This window comes from Xylanibacter ruminicola (assembly GCF_900107775.1).
Lineage (GTDB): Bacteria > Bacteroidota > Bacteroidia > Bacteroidales > Bacteroidaceae > Prevotella > Prevotella ruminicola_C.
Genome location: NZ_FNRF01000003.1, coordinates 191,881 through 208,175, shown reverse-complemented (window position 1 = coordinate 208,175; position 16,295 = coordinate 191,881). Strand labels below are relative to the sequence as shown.

Annotated in this window: 11 protein-coding genes; 2 read left to right on the top strand and 9 right to left on the bottom strand. The window is 51.1% G+C overall.

What is annotated here, in order from left to right; translation table 11 throughout:
• Positions 1-60: 60 nt before the first annotated feature.
• The 9 genes from BLU97_RS08390 to BLU97_RS08350 form a co-directional block, all read right to left on the bottom strand.
• Positions 61-3,159: a two-component regulator propeller domain-containing protein gene (locus BLU97_RS08390; protein WP_074761093.1), complete on the bottom strand. Its 3,099-nt coding sequence runs from the start codon at positions 3,157-3,159 to the stop codon at positions 61-63.
• A gap of 23 nt (positions 3,160-3,182) precedes the next feature.
• Positions 3,183-4,202, bottom strand: a complete 1,020-nt coding sequence (locus tag BLU97_RS08385) for a LacI family DNA-binding transcriptional regulator (protein WP_074761092.1) — start codon at positions 4,200-4,202, stop codon at positions 3,183-3,185.
• Positions 4,203-4,440: 238 nt separating this feature from the next.
• Positions 4,441-7,041, bottom strand: a complete 2,601-nt coding sequence (locus BLU97_RS08380) for a DUF5686 and carboxypeptidase-like regulatory domain-containing protein (protein ID WP_074761091.1) — start codon at positions 7,039-7,041, stop codon at positions 4,441-4,443.
• Positions 7,042-7,728 (bottom strand): HAD family hydrolase, encoded by a 687-nt coding sequence (locus BLU97_RS08375; protein ID WP_074761090.1) that lies wholly within the window; start codon positions 7,726-7,728, stop codon positions 7,042-7,044.
• Positions 7,725-8,624, bottom strand: coding sequence for a CDP-alcohol phosphatidyltransferase family protein (locus BLU97_RS08370; protein WP_074761089.1), 900 nt, complete (start codon positions 8,622-8,624; stop codon positions 7,725-7,727). Before BLU97_RS08370 ends, BLU97_RS08375 begins: the two co-directional genes overlap by 4 nt.
• Before the next feature lie 41 nt (positions 8,625-8,665).
• Positions 8,666-9,433: a hypothetical protein gene (locus BLU97_RS08365; protein ID WP_074761474.1), complete on the bottom strand. Its 768-nt coding sequence runs from the start codon at positions 9,431-9,433 to the stop codon at positions 8,666-8,668.
• A 97-nt stretch (positions 9,434-9,530) separates the two neighbouring features.
• Entirely contained in the window at positions 9,531-10,247 is a 717-nt protein-coding gene (locus BLU97_RS08360; protein WP_074761088.1) for a sugar phosphate nucleotidyltransferase, read from the bottom strand.
• A gap of 121 nt (positions 10,248-10,368) precedes the next feature.
• The gene (locus tag BLU97_RS08355) at positions 10,369-11,145 is read right to left on the bottom strand and encodes a head GIN domain-containing protein (protein WP_175456340.1); all 777 of its coding nucleotides are present in this window, start codon (positions 11,143-11,145) and stop codon (positions 10,369-10,371) included.
• Between the two features lie 92 nt (positions 11,146-11,237).
• The gene (locus BLU97_RS08350; RefSeq protein ID WP_081352931.1) at positions 11,238-12,488 is read right to left on the bottom strand and encodes a sensor histidine kinase; all 1,251 of its coding nucleotides are present in this window, start codon (positions 12,486-12,488) and stop codon (positions 11,238-11,240) included.
• A gap of 163 nt (positions 12,489-12,651) precedes the next feature.
• On the opposite strand from BLU97_RS08350, the gene BLU97_RS08345 reads away from it, so the two are divergent.
• Positions 12,652-14,151 (top strand): class I SAM-dependent RNA methyltransferase, encoded by a 1,500-nt coding sequence (locus BLU97_RS08345; RefSeq protein ID WP_074761085.1) that lies wholly within the window; start codon positions 12,652-12,654, stop codon positions 14,149-14,151.
• Positions 14,141-16,294, top strand: a complete 2,154-nt coding sequence (locus tag BLU97_RS08340; protein ID WP_074761473.1) for a S9 family peptidase — start codon at positions 14,141-14,143, stop codon at positions 16,292-16,294. The genes BLU97_RS08345 and BLU97_RS08340 overlap by 11 nt, the downstream gene beginning before the upstream one ends.
• Position 16,295 lies beyond the last annotated feature (1 nt).

Below are 16,295 nucleotides of genomic sequence, written 5' to 3'. Positions count from 1 at the left end.
ATATTATTGGTTGCAGTATAATGTTTAATGTTCAATGCTCAATGGTCAATGGTCAATGGTCTAGTCCTCGTCTAACATCACCGCTTCCTCTGGCAGTTGCTCTACGGGCAGGGTGATGGTGAAGACAGAACCGCCACTGGGGTTGTTCTCGGCAGTGATGGTACCACCATGCATCTCGACAATGGCCTTGACGAAGAACAGACTAATACCCGAATCATCGTCGCTCACCATCGGATCGAAGATAGTCTCCTCGCCACCCTCAGGGATACCTACGCCATTATCCGAGATACGGATAGAGCCAGAGGTAGAGGTCTTATCGACAAACACTTTTATGCGACAGTCGGTGGGGGAGAACAGCGCACAGCTGTTGAGCAGCATCTGTACCGCCTGGGCCATCTGCTCGCGGTCGAAATCGACGGTGAGATCGTTGGCCAATGGGAAGAACGAGAACTTGACATGTTTTCCCAACGGTGCCTTGAACTGGGCGCACTGCTCTTTCATGAAGTGCTGCAGGTCGTGTGGTTTCTTCACCGTCTCCTCGATGCTCCATGCCTCGTTGTAGAGTTCCTCGGCCTGCGCCTTCTGATCGTTCTCCTGCTGCTGTTGCAGCTCGGCACGCATCTCGGCCATCCACTGTTTCTTCATCACCTCCATGCGCAGGTAGTCGCGTTCGGTCTTCTCGGCCTGGCGCTTGAGGAAGAACCTACGCCAGATGAACACGCCTAAGAGTACCAGCCCCAGGAAGATGACCATAATCCAACGGTTACGCAACAGCGGCGGAGTGATGGTAATCTTGAGGGTAGCCTCGTTCTCGCCCATGGTGCCATCGGCATTGAGCATGCGCACATGCAGGATATAGTCGCCATGGTGCAACGACATATAGGTAATGTTAGGATCGTTCTCCTCGGTCTTGATCCACTTATCGCTGAAGCCTTCGAGCTGATAGACAAAACGCGACTCGTTGTGCATCTCGCCCTTATCGGTGGCCAGCTGGATGGTGAACTGACTCTCGTAATGGCGCAGGATGAGTTCCTTGCTCACGTTGAGGTCCTCCTCGAGAATCACACGTCCATCGTAAGCCTCGCCAATGCCCAACTGCTGTCCGAAGAGCTTAAGACCGCTGAAGATAGGTGTTTCGTTGTTGTCGATATTGGTAACCAGCTTGGGGTTGATGACATCCACGCCATTCACACCACCTACCAGTACCAGACCGTCGTGGGTGATGCAGATGGAACGCTGGTTGTAGGGGCCCTGCTGCAGACCATCCTTGGTGGTAAAGCTACGCACATTGAAGGTCCAGTTGCCCTGGTCGTCCTTCTTAGGTACCACGTTGGATACGCCATACTCGGTAACCACCCACATGGTGTGCTGCTTATCCTCGGCAATGCCCACCACGCTGGAACCAATCAGTCCGCTGTTCATATCCAGCAGCGTCTGCTTGTTGTTCTTCCAATCCACAATGCAACAGCCAGAGGTAGAGCCCTGCCATACCAAGCCACGACTATCCTCGACGACGCAGGTAGAAGAAGGCATGGCTGCCTGCTGCCCTTCGACGGCAGGAATCTTCATGTTGGCCACCTTGCCACTCACGGGGTTGATGAGCGAGTAGTACTGCGAGTGACCCACCATGAGCCAGCCTTTGGCATTCCAGTTGGCTGTGGTCATAAAGTCCTCGGGCATGGTAGAGTTATGTGAGTTGATGGTGCGGAACTGTCCGGTTTTGGTAGAGAGGCGCTGCACGCCACTACCCAGGGTACCCATCCAGATGTCTCCCCACTTATCCTCGGTAACCGACCAGATGTTGTTATTGAGCAATTTTCCGCTGGTATTCGCCATGGTGTAGTTCCTGACCTGTCCGTTGGAAAGGTGAATGAGTCCACCATTATAGGTACCAAACCATACCGAGCCATCCTTGGCGCCACAGCTGGCCACCATCACATCGCTGGCAAAGCCGCAGCGGGCCTTATCGTAAACCTCGGTCTCGCCAGTGGCTGGCAGGTATTTGATGATACCACGGTTGTCGGTACCAAACCACCAGTTGCCGGCAGCATCCACACAGGTGGTGTTCACGTCGCCCACCTCTAAAGTATTGAAGCCCAACAACTTTTCGATATACTGGTTCAGGCCATTACGATAACAGCCAATCCACATGTTACCAGAACGGTCGAGCATGAGTTTCTTGGTGGTGTTCTCGCTGATAGAGGTGGCGTCGTACTTGTTATGGACGAAGTTCTTAACCTCACCACGCTTCATGTCGATGACAAAGATACCCATGTGGTCGGTAGCCAGCCACATCCAACCGCGCTGATCCATGCACACATCCCACACCTCGAGACCTGCTGGCAGAGGGGGTACGCCATACTGTGCCAGATAATCGTTGAGATGGGCGTACCATTTCTTATCCTTCTGGTCGTACACAAACACATGGCCCACGTTCAGCACCCAGTAGTTGCTATGCTTATCCACATAGCAGTTATAAGCCTGACTCGACTGTCCGCCATTCAGCTTCATAAAGTCGTCGCGCTGGATAATCTCACCCTTCTCGCCATCGATAATCATCAGGTCGCCATCGGTTGAGGTGACCAGCAGCTTATCGTTCCACTCGGCAAAGTTAGAGAAGTTGTACTCCTTGGGAATCTCGTTCTGCTCGTAGCCATATTTGATGAGCTTATAGCTCTTTTTACGCGGGTTGTAGCAATACAGACCCTCGTCGTAGGTCTTGACCCAGAAACGCTTCTGCGAGTCGATATAGAAACGGTCGATATTACCCTTGATACCCCACTGCGCCAACACGGATTTGGGGTTGCGGTTCACCTGCTCGGTGAAGGGGTTGAACAGACTGTAGTTCATGCCCTGCTTGAGCCACAGCATACCGTCGGCATCCTCCCAGATCTGGTCTACCAGGTTGTTACGCAACGAGGTGGTATCGGTGGCATTGGAGTAATAGATACGGAAACGGTAGCCATCGTAACGGTTCAGACCATACGATGTGCCAATCCAGATAAAGCCACGCGAATCCTGGAACAGGTAGTTGATCTGTGAGTTTGACAGACCGTCGCGGGCATCCATACGACGGAACTTCATGTCGGGGATGACGGCTGTTGCCGCACTTGCAGTGAGGCAGAACAGACAGAGGATATAGGTAAGCAGACGTTTCATATATATACTATCAAAAGGTATTGTTATTTCTTAGCCGATGTTTCGCGGATGACCAGTTTCTGCGGCACAATCTTCTTGTAGATATGGCTGTCGCCATTGATATTCTTCAACAGCAGTTTGCAGGCCTCGGTACCCATCTCGTAGCTCTGATCGACAATGGCCGAGAGGCGTGGGGTGACATACCCCGCATGCACATCGTCGGTAAAACCAATGAGTGCCACATCATCGGGGATGCGCAGACCCAGCTGCTTGATGGCTGTAAAAGCGGCAAACGTGATGATATCGTTGAAGGCCAGGATGGCATCAGGACGGTTGGGCATCTGCAACAAGCGGGTGGCCGCCTCGAGGGCCCAGTCGAAATCAATCTTTTCGCACACCACCAGGTCGCGCTCGATGGGGATACGGTTCTCGCGCAGAGCCTCTAAGTAGCCATGCTTACGGCGCACCACCATATCCAGGTGGTTAGGACCGCCGATAAAGGCAATGCGCTTGCTACCAGTATCGATGAGGTGCTGGGTGGCCTGCTGGGCAGCGACGTCGCCATTGGCGGTGACACACGAGAATTTATCCGACAAACAAGTGCGTCCGAAGAACACCATGGGTATCTGCATGTTGTAGATCTCCTCGAAATGGCTGTAGTCGCGGGTGTCCTGCGCCAGACAGGCAATGATACCCTCGACATGCAGGTTGATGAAGTTATCGATGGCTTTCACCTCGAGCTCGCTATCCTCGTGGGTGTTGGCGCTGATAACCGAGTAACCGGCCTTGCGGGCCTCGTCCTCGATACCATCGAGCACAGCTGCATAGTAGTGCGTAACCAGGTTAGGCACCGCCACGCCAATGACTCTGGGCGCCTCTTTACGTAAACTCTGCGCAAAGGGGTTGGGACGGTAATTCATCTTACGCGCCAGCTCCTTCACCTTCTCCTGCATGGCCGCACCAATCTCGGGCGAGCTACGCAAGGCACGACTGACAGTAGCTATACTTACGCCCAATTCCTGAGCGATATCCTTGAGTGAGGTTCTACGTTTAATTGTTACCATTTACGTATTCATATCATGTGACGTTGCAAAGGTACATATTTTTTTGAATATCTCAAACGTTTACGTGCTATTTTTTACGTTAAGCTATTGATTTTAAGCATTTTTCTTCGTACCTTTGCACCAGCAAAATCAGAAATGAGTAATGAATAGTTGATAATAAGTTAGTTAGAAAATGGAAAAGCAAAACTGTCGGGATGACACTCTTGCTTTTTATTTTTAGTCGCGTTTCAAACCATTGTCAGAACGTGGCTCGTACCATGAAACGAATTCCATGCTTGTGGGCTGTAGGCAGCTCGTTGTAGTTCAATCGACGTACATACTCTACATGAATAATCTTGAAGATATTGTGCACACCTAAGCTGAGCTCCATGTAAGGACGCTTGGGGTCGATGACATAGCTACCTTCGGGGAAGTACATCAGGATAGGGTTGCCGATGTTGTGATCCTTGTAGGGATTGTTCTTATCACTGAGTTCGCCCCACAGTACACGGAAGCCAATCCACTCACGCCACTTGAGCTTACGCAACAGGGGGATGCGGTTGAGAATCTTACCGTTCATATCCCAGTTGACCTGTCCCGACAGGAAGCGGTCGGTGGGAAACTCCATGTTGTTGATGGCCTCGAAGGTATAGTCCTGCACGATATACGAGAGGTTGGTCTCGGGCATAATGAGCAAGGGGAAGGGAACCTTCTCCCACTGGATACCACCCTTGACCTTGAAGTCCATCTTACCCCACGACTTGAGCCAGAAGCGCTTGTAGATAGAGCCCTCGGTATAGTTATAGCTATACTGACCGCCCAGCACATCCTTCAAGCCCAGGGTGTGACTAACGGTAAACACAGGGGCATCGAGGTTGATGGGCAGGCGGCGCTGCTTGGTGTTGATAAAGGTCTCGCCAGGCGCAAAGCGCAATTCTGCACGCAACTCGGTGGTGCGGATCTTCTGGCTGGCGGCTCTAGCCGAGCTAGGCGAACTAGCCGGGCTAGATAAACTAGCCGGGCTAGAAAGGCTAGAAAGGGGGATAAAATACAGGTTGCCAGCAGCCTCGTTCTCCTCGAGTTTCATGGAGAGTGTGGTGCGGAAACCCCAGTCCTCCTCGCGCTCGAAAGTCAACGACTGACGGTTGTAGAACATCATCTTATCCACCTTGCTCCACTTAAAGGCGGTAAACACATTATCCTTATCGGTGTGCAGGAACTTATCGGATGGTGACATCACATCGTAGGTAGATGAGAAGGTGAGTGTGCGCTGGGGGAATTCGCGCGGCAGGTACTCCTTCTTGTTGAACGACCAGATCAGGTCGCCCTTGTAGTACCATTTCTTAGAGTCCCAACCACGGGCCACATAACCACGGGCAAAGAAGTTGGAATCGAGATTAGCCGTGGTCTGGGCAGAGATACGTGTACGGATACCATCGATGATATTCCGGGTAATCATGGTGTTGATAGGACCGATATCCACCTTGCTGGGGTGATCCTTGGTGCCTGTCTCCACAAAGTTCTCGACCAGCGCCTTCAAGCCGAACAGGATCCACTTGAAGCCCTTGACATTCTGCATACCGTTGACAAACTGGTCCATCTGACTCTCGGCCTTCGTGAGCTCTACCTGACGGTACTGGTTCCAGAACTCGTCGCTACGCATCATGGCGTTCACATCCTTCACCTCTTTCTTAGAACCCTTGAACAGCTGTCGGGGCAGTTCGTCGAAGGCGTAATCGTTGATACGGGTGTTACGGATGACGGCAAACTTCTGCAGGAAGTTGGCCAGCTTGAGTTCGGTAAACATATCATCCACGCTCAGCACCCAGTCGCCATCGGGCAACTGCGTGAACTCCTGCACCACCTGCATATTCTCCACGAAGTTTACATCGCTCTTCTTGGGGATGGTCATCTCGCAGCGCTTGACCTGCCAACTGCTGTCGGCCAGGATGTACAGGTCGCCACGGAAACCAAAGTCCTGCTGGTTGTTGGGCAGGAAGTGCAGATGGTAGCACAGGTCCTTATCCACCATCAGCGTGTCCTCGATATAATAGCGGTAGAAGCCGATGGCATCCTTACCGATGGGCGAGGTGAAAGGATACTGCAGCATACGTATCTGATCGTCGTAGATGTTGACATCGGTAAACACATCCTTCATGATGGTGTTCAGGATATCGCCTGTCTGGAACAGATCGTTGATACCCTGGGTGTTGATACCCTTGATAATCGTCTTCTCGTCGTGTGGCTTTTTGCGATAGATCTTCTGCGATACCGTCTCGTCTACGCTGATGGGCAGGATGAGCTTGTTGTTATACGGGCACGCCTCGATCTGGTCGATGAGCCACTGTTTCTTCTTATACTTGGGCGAATCGAGTACCTCGGGCTTAAAATCGTTGAGCGCCAGCGTTATCTTCTGGTACTTGTTGTACTGATAATAATCACGGTTGTCGAGATCGGTCTGTTTCTTGGCGGCTATCACCTTACGCATCATCTCAACAGCCGGGTTGTTCTTACGACTGTAGCGGCCACGCTTGGTTTTGATGGTGACCTCTTTCAGCATCTTATTATCGGTCTTGAGCGCTATCTTGATGACGCTCTTGATACCCGAGTTAATCTGTACCGTGTGGGATACGTAGCCTACCGACGTAAAGGTAAGCTGCCAGCCATTATGACGGGCAATAGAAAAATTGCCATCGAGATCCGAAGCCACTCCTACCCCATGACCCAGGTACTGGGCACTGGCAAAGGGGATGGGCTCGCCGGTCTTGGCATCCACAATCTGTCCGCTGATGGTGTGCTGCGCCAGCGCACCCAGCGTTAACAGCAGCATACAAACCAAAAGGTTTAATCGTTTGTTCATTTACTTTAAAATCTGTGTTAAGTCTGTTATTACTTTCCCGGCGGGTGACTCATCAACGGGATCGTTGGTCCATCCTTCGCCTTTAAACCATACAGTGTGACATCCCGCCTTACCGGCTGGGATAATATCCTTATCCATACTATCGCCTACTACCACCACCTCGTCGGGGCACATACCCAGGGCCTCAACGCCTAAGGTAAAAATCTGTGGGTCGGGCTTACGAACGCCTACCACGGCGCTCTCTATAATCGTATCAAAAATGCCATCCAACTGAAACTCCTTGAGCACGGTGGCGATGTTGCCATAGAAATTGCTGACCAGCACCATGGGGTACTGCTGTTTGAGTTGCAACAACACCTCGCGACTATGCGCTGTTTCCTCGCAGGTGCGAGGGTAGAGATCATCTACTAGGGGGGCAAGATAATCCAGGGGATCTAATGGGGCTAGCTGGGCTAGATATTCCAGCTGGATGCGGATTTTGGTTTCTATCGTTTTGTAGAACGTGAAATCGGGCTGGATAATGGGATTCTTACCCAATGTGCGCTCGGCATGTACATAAGCCTCGCGGAACGCCTCCTCGGTAACAGGCACCTGCTGACGCTCGTAAGCATGCCAGATGACCTTGCCCCAGTGCTGTCCACCTGTGTCGAGTGTACCTCCGTAATCAAATATATAACCCTTAATCATAACTCAGCGCAAAGTTTCTCGTGCTTACTGTGCATGTACATATACATGGCCTGGAAGACAGTTATCTCTACCAAGGGATACACCCATGGGCAATCCAGCAGACAGGTGACATAGATGGTGATGGCACGCGCATTGAAGGTGAGCAGGTTGGTGTACTTCATCAAAGGACGACTACCTGCCAACAGGCGCTGACGGATATCCTCGGAAGGCTGCTGCTTCCAACGCTCAAAGAACTTCTGGAAGTTGGGTGTGCGCTGCTCCTGACTTTTACAGTAGTTGGCATAATTATAATAGAACACGCGCGAGAGCACATCGCTCTTAGGCAACGACTCGTAGTGCGCACGCTGCTGCTTATAGTTATCGAGCTCGCTACCATCCTTACCCAACAGGAAGAAGAGGTGGATCTGACGGTAGTAGTCGGCCAGAGAGCTCTGTTTGGCATGCAGACCGATGCCAGCAGCGGCACACAGCAGGAAGCCCCAGAAGCGCCACTCGATATCGGTGCCAGGGATGGTCTGATACCACAAGCGGGCCACAATACCCAAGTAGATAGAGGTGAACCACAAATCGCCCGAGAAGCCATCGAGCATACGACCAATCAGGGTTTTCTTACCCGTGATACGAGCCATCTGACCGTCGGTAGAGTCGCAGAAGTTAGCAAACATCAGCAACAGTACACCATAGATGTTATGCAGCAGGTCGGTGTAATGAAACATCCAACCGGCACCCACACCTAAGAATATCGATACAATGGTAATCACATTGGGGTGGATATCGAGTTTGTTCCACAACAAGGCGAATACCAGTCCTATGGGACGTGTGAAATGCACGTCCAACCACTCTTCAGTATCCTCTGATTTAAATGATAATTTCAGTAATTCCTTAAAACTTGACATTATTTTAATTTACAATTTAACTATTTACCATTTACAATTTATTATAGCAATTTTGCAATCGCTGCGGCGGCTTCGTCGCGACAACGCGAAAAGCTGGGCCAGTCGTTAAAATCTATCACGCAGTAGCTGCCATCCTCGCGGATGATGCAGTCGCCACCATATACGCTGATGCCTACTGTCTGCGCCAACTTCTCAGCATCGGCCTGCAGTGCCTCGACCACAAAGGGATAATGACGGGCGGTACCATTACGCAGTTCGTCGTTGAACTTGGTGTCGCCATCGTCGGTGGGATAGTAATAGCGGAAGAAGTCTGTACCAGCCACGCCATAGAACTTAACCAGATCGCCAGGCACGTGGGCACTGACGGTATAGGTCGTGATGCCACGCTGCTGGAAGGCAGCAATCTTCTCGTTCAGCTCCGTGGGATTAGCGGCATACTGTACATCGCTCTTATCCTGTGCAGCGGCATCGCCACGCTTCAGCCAGTAGCCATGAGAACCCTGGCGTGGTGGCATGGGGGTGCCCAGCTGCTGCATGAGTGCCTCTAACTGGCAGCGCGCGCAGTTAGCAATACCCGCCGATGTGTTGATGGTGGGCTTATCTTGCAGCTTTTGGAGTGTTTCGGGCAGGCGACCCATCGAGAAGATACGATCGTAACCGTCAGGATGAAACGGTTGCTCCTCGCTCACCATCTCCACCTCGTGACCAGCCGCACACAGTTTTGCGCCTACTGCCCCGAGTATAGCCTTGTCCTTCTCAACCGAATTCGGCGAGAACACCTCCGCCCGCTGTACTAATAATACCTTCATCAATTTTGATACTTCGTATCGAGCCCTCTCACGCTCGGCAAAGCTCAAGCAAGCTTGGCGATGCACTCGCTTAATCGAGGCCTTCAATGTTCAATGTTCAATGTTCAATGTCCAAAAAGGCTTCTGCCTTTTCGATGTCGCTCGCATGATCGATATCCAGCACCTTTGAGAAGGGATAAGCCTTGAGCAACAAGCCTTCGGCCACCAGGGCACGCTGGAAGTTGCGCATGCGACTCTCGCCACGCTCGATACAGCGCTGCAGCACAGGGATGGCCTTAGGTGTTAAGCCATAGATGCCACCACTGATATACTTAGGCTGCTCACAAGTATCAAAGAAACCGGTAATCTGCAGGGCATCATTGACATCCACATACAGGGGTTTCTCGTCGTCGATATAGTCGGTAACGCCCATCAGACCATCAATCTCGCCAGTCTGTGTCAGCAACTCAAAAGTCTTGGCATAGGTAGCGAACTCCTTTTCATGGAAGATGGTATCAACGGTGGTGAGCACAAAAGGCTCGTCGGTGAGCCACTGACTCAGCTCCCAGGCGCTGTGCATAGAGCTGGGAGTGCTCTTCACGATAAACTTCAGGGGCACTTGCTTTGCCTCTGCTATCTCCTTCAGATGCGCAGCCACAGCCGTCATCTGTTCATTACAAATCACACATATTTCGCTGGCGCCATTGGCATTAAACACACGTATCAATCGGTCGATCAGATGTTCGCCACCCACCTTTACCAGGGGCTTTGGCGCCTGTACGCCTTCTTGTGCCAATCGCGATCCCTCGCCAGCAGCTATAATTGCATATTTCATCCTGAATCGTCAAAAATTACTAGTTTTCGGCGACAAAGGTACGCATTTTTACCGAATTACGAAAACTTTGGCTATATATTTAGGTTTTATTTACTATAAAACCCTGAAAAAAGGTGGGGATTTAACGCCCCACCTTCAGATTATCGGTATCAATGTCGCCTGAACCACTTTTATTTTTGTTCATGGATTGGACAGTGCCCCGGAGGTCGATATCGCCTGAACCCATGAGCTGGGCATCGACTGAACCACAGCCTTTAACGAAATCAACATTCACATCGCCAGAGCCACGCAAGGTGATACGGGTAGCTTTGGCATTCTGCTGGCGCAGGTTGATATCACCCGAGCCAATCAGCGTAACGTCGCTCTCGCGGGTATCGAGGTTACGGATAGAGGCATCGCCTGAGCCTACCACCTCGAGATTGCAGCGATCGCACAACAACGAAGCGAACTGGATGTCGCCAGAGCCCTTCAGGTTGATGGTGATATTATCGGTATCCACAGGTCTCTCGCTGATGAAATCGCCTGAGCCACCCAAATAAACCGATACCAGGTCGGGCGAAGTAACGTACACAGCCAACGTGTAGTCGCCACCGAAATTAATGTTAAACATACCTATCTTACCACGATTACGAATGGTGAGTTTGCCATCAGACACATCGGTAAGAATGTTATCAACAATTTCCTTAGGACCTTTGACCTTAACTGAGAAGGAGTCGGCCTGCTGATAGTAAACGGTGGGCGAGCCATACACCTCGATACCCTCGAAACCACGCAACGAACGACTCTCGGTAACCTTAGGACCAGAATCACCGAACTTAAACGACATGTTTTCGCGACTACAGCTGCACGAAGTCAGCAACAACGCCAGAAGGACAAACAGAAAATACTTTAATTTCATTGAACTTTGATATTTGAACATGGAACTTTAAAACTTTTTCTGACTGTTAGACGTTGTAAACAGTAGAAAAGTTGCAAAGAACCCAAACTTTTTTAGCTTAATGGGAGCTCAACCCAGAAACGCGAACCATTGCCGAGCACAGAATCAACACCAATGGCACCACCTAAGCTCTCGACATGACTCTTGGCTACCGACAAGCCCAGACCTGTGCCAGGCACATACTCATCGACCTTGAAGAAACGTTCGAAGATGCGCTCCTGATGTTCCTCGGCAATACCCTTACCCGTATCGAGTACCCACAACAGGAGCTTTTCGCCTTGCTGCAGATCGAAGCCCAAAGTGATAGAGCCTTGTGCGGTGAACTTGACGGCATTCTGCATCAGGTTGTTGACAATCTCCTTGAACTTGGTGATATCGGTGTTCATCATGATCTCGGGATAAGGGAACTGGGTGGCCAGTACCACGGTGCTGCCATCTACCATGGTGCGGTAGTAATCGGCAATCTCCTGCAACACAGGCACGATGTTGGTCTGCGACTTGACCAAGCTCTTGGCCTCGGCCTCGACCTTTGACATGCTGACCAATCCATCGATGATATTGAGCAGCTTATAGTTATTTTTCTGGATTTCGGAGATAAGCTGGTTACGATCCTCCTCACTCTCAACCACTGGCAGCAAGTCGGCAAAACCTACGATGGCATTCAGTGGGGTACGGATTTCGTGACCCATATTAGCCAGGAAGGCAGTCTTCAAGCGGTCGCTCTCCTCGGCCTTGTTACGGGCAGCAATCAGGTCGGCCTCCATCTGCTTCTGGGCATCGATACGCATAGAGGTACCTACGATACGGGTAGGATTGCCATCCACATCGCGGGCAGCAATGGTACCATAACTCTCCTCCCAATAGTAAAGGGCACCTTGTCCGAGTTTTACACGATACACCTCGTGATAAGATGGTGTGGCACCTGTGCAGATCTTATCGACGGCCATTCTGACACGCTGGGAATCGGCCTTATCGATGACATTGACAAGGTCGTCGACAGGGAATTCGGGCGGCCCCACCAAACCACCTTTGTTATCGCGGAAATCAGCATCGACAAACAGCATCATAGTAGGCACATCGATATGCCACGTACTGAGTTTCATGGCCTTGAGCACAAACTCGGACTCGACATTGTTCTGACGCACCTTCTCGAGCTCGACCAACTCGGTCTGGAGCTTACGACCCGAGCGACGCTGAACAAAAATCATGATGAGCAGCCACATGAACAACAACGCTCCACCTATCCAAAGGGCCGGAACGAGGAACGGACTTTCTGTTTGCGCGTATAGTAGCAAATTATACATCTTGGGTTTTGAATTAACGTGGCAAAAGTAAGGAAATTATTTGGAAATCGAGCATTTTTTGGCCGTTTTTTATAAAAAACGAAGATTTTTTGTTAGATTAACAGTAAAAAAGCGCATTTTTGAGCGAACTTTCATTACCTTTGCACGCTGTAAACTAATAGAAATGGAGCAAAAGTTTGAATTGATCGCCAAAACGTTTATGGGACTGGAACCTGTACTGGCGAAAGAGCTGACCCAATTGGGGGCTAACGATGTTGAAATCGGTAGACGAATGGTTTCGTTTACGGGTGATAAGGAAATGATGTATCGTGCCAACTTTCAGTTGCACACGGCTATCAGAATTCTGAAGCCAATACGCCATTTTAGAGCTAAGAGCGCAGACGATGTGTACGAAGAGATCAAGAAGATTGACTGGACTGAATATCTGGGTACCGACAAGACCTTTACGGTTGACGCGGTGGTCTTCTCTGAAGAATTCCGCCACTCAAAGTTTGTTTCGTATAAAGTAAAGGATGCGATTGTTGACCAATTCCGTGAGAAGACGGGCAAGCGCCCCAATATATCGGTGGCCAACCCCGACATCCGACTGAACATGCACATTGCTGAAGACAAATGTACGCTGAGTCTCGACTCAAGCGGTGAGAGTCTGCACCGTCGTGGCTACCGCCAGGAGAGTGTAGAGGCACCACTGAACGAGGTGTTGGCAGCAGGTATGATCCTGCTGAGCGGATGGCAGGCCGATACTGATTTCATCGACCCCATGTGTGGTAGCGGTACCCTGCTGATTGAGGCTGCCCTGATAGCCAAGAACATGGCACCAGGCTTGTTCCGCAAGGAGTTTGCCTTTGAGAAGTGGCCCGACTTTGATGCCGACCTGTTTGATGAGATCTACAACGACGAGAGTCAGGAGCGTGAGTTCAACCACAAGATTTACGGCTACGATATCGACATGAAGGCTGTGAACACAGCCCGCATGAACGTGAAGGCTGCCGGACTGAGCGATATCATCACCGTGGAGCAGCAGGACTTCAAGAACTTCACACAGCCTGCCAACAAGAGTATCATCATATCGAACCCACCTTATGGTGAGCGTATCTCAACACCCGACCTGTTGGGTACCTACAAGATGATTGGTGAGCGATTGAAGCACCAGTTCAAGGGTAACGATGCCTGGATACTGAGCTATCGCGAGGAGTGCTTCGACCAGATTGGACTGAAGCCCAGCATCAAGATACCTCTTTATAATGGCAGTCTGGAGTGCGAGTTCCGTAAGTACCAGATGTTTGACGGTAAGCTGAAGGACTTCCGCTCGGAAGGTGGCGTGGTGAAGACCGAAGAGGAGAAGCGCCAGATGGCCGAGAAGCACCGCTTTAAGAAGGAGCGCGAGTTTAAGAAACGCCTGGAAGAGAAAGAGGAGAACGAGGAGGCCGATATTCTGAACTTTACTTTCCATAAGCATGATATTGGCAGAAACCGCGGCGGGCATGAGAGCTTTGACCGCAGTGGTAAGGACCGCAAAGAGCGTAAGGAGTTCAGCAAAGGCGACCGCAAGGAGTTTGGTAAGGGCAAGGACCGCAAGGACTTCAAGCGTGGCGGCAAGCGCGACTTCGGCAAAGGCAAGGACTTTGGAAAGAAAAGGAGATTTGATGATGATGAAGATTAAACTGATGGTGGCCGCACTGGCCATGATGATGACTGCCACAACCATGAGCGCTCAGGATAAGAAACTGTTTACACTCGAAGACCTGAACTTCGGCGGTAACAACTATGCCAACCTGCGACCACAGAACATGTGGCTGACATGGTGGGGCGAGCAGCTGATTCAGCAGGATGTAGAGGCCTGCTACACCATCAACACCAAGACAGGTAAGAAAACCCTGCTGTTTACACTCGACGACATCAACAAGTGGGCAGGTAGCGATGATACCAAGTATGTGCGCCACCTGATGAACGCCTCTTTCCCCTACCCCAACAAGCCTATCGTAAAGCTGGGTAACAGGAAAGCGGTGATTCTGCTCGACTTCAAGGCCAAGCAGATTATCTGGCAGGACAGCATAGCCGGACAGCAGGCCTACGACTGGAACGCCACCTCGCGTGCCACAGCCTATGTGGAGAACCACCAGTTGTTCGTGGTAGATGGTGCCGGTAAGAAGCACCAGTTGAGTACTGATGGCAGCAGAGAGATTGTATACGGTCAGAGTGTGCATCGCAATGAGTTCGGTATCGACAAGGGTACCTTCTGGAGTCCTGACGGCAGCAAGCTGGCTTTCTATCGCATGGACCAAAGCATGGTTACCGACTATCCACAGGTAGATATCTTCCCACGTAACGCCAGTTACGAGCCCGATAAGTACCCTATGGCCGGCATGACCAGTCACAAGGTAACTGTGGGTGTGTTTGACGTGAAGAGCGGAAAGACCGTGTACCTGCAGGCTGGTGACCCCACCGACCGCTATTTCACCAACATCAGTTGGGCGCCCGATGCCCAAACGGTGTATATGCTGGAGCTGAACCGTCAACAGAACGACTGTCGTCTGGTATCGTATGATGCCACCACAGGTAAGAAGATTGCCGAACTGTATCGTGAGACATCGGACAAATACGTGGAGCCACAGCACCCCATCGAGTTCCTGCCTTGGGATGCACAGAAATTTGTGATGCAGAGTCAGAAGGATGGCTATAACCACCTGTACCTGTTTGATAAAAACGGTAAGCAGCTGAAGCAGATTACCAGTGGTCAATGGGTGGTAATGGAGGTATTAGGCTACAACCTGAAGGACAAATCGGTGATTATCGCCTCGAATGAGCTGAGTCCACTGCAGCGTAACCTCTGGGCTGTAAACATCAGCACTGGCAAGCGCACCCTGCTGGATAACGGTAAGGGCGTGCATCGTGGTGAGTTGTCGGCTACAGGTGCCCTGTTGTTCAACAAATACCAGGAACCCACCGTTCCTAACAACATTGAAGTAACCAGCACCCACAAGGCAGCCCCCATCACCCTGCTGAAAGCCGCCGACCCCTGGGCAGCCTTCCAGCAGCCTATCTATGAGAACGGCAGCATCAAGGCCGCTGATGGCACTACCGACTTATATTATAGAATGGTGAAGCCACACGGCTTTGACCCCAACAAGAAATACCCCACCGTGGTTTACGTGTATGGCGGACCTCACGCCCACAACGTAGATGCCTCGTGGCACTGGGCCAGCAGATCGTGGGAGACCTACATGGCACAGAAGGGTTATATCTGCTTTATCATCGACAACCGTGGATCGGAGAATCGCGGCAGAGACTTTGAGCAGGCCACCTGGCACCAGTTAGGTCAGGTAGAGATGCAGGACCAGATGAAGGGTGTGGAGTTCCTGAAGCAGCAGCCATACGTGGATATGAACCGACTGGGTGTACACGGTTGGAGCTTTGGTGGATTTATGACCATCAGTCTGATAACCAACTACCCCGACGTGTTTAAGGTAGGTGTGGCTGGCGGTCCGGTGATTGACTGGAAATGGTATGAGGTGATGTATGGCGAGCGCTATATGGGCACCCCACAGGATAACCCCGAGGGTTATGCCAAGAGCAGTCTGATCAGCAAGGCCAAGAACCTGAAGGGTAAGCTGCAGATTATCACGGGTTACAACGATAACACCGTGGTGCCACAGCACTGCCTGAGTTTCCTGGATGCCTGTATCAAGGCCGGCACACAACCCGACTTCTTTGCCTACCCCGGCGAGGAGCATAACATGCGTGGTCATGCCTCAGTGCACCTGCACGAGCGCATCACCCAATACTTCGAAGACTATTTAAAGTAAT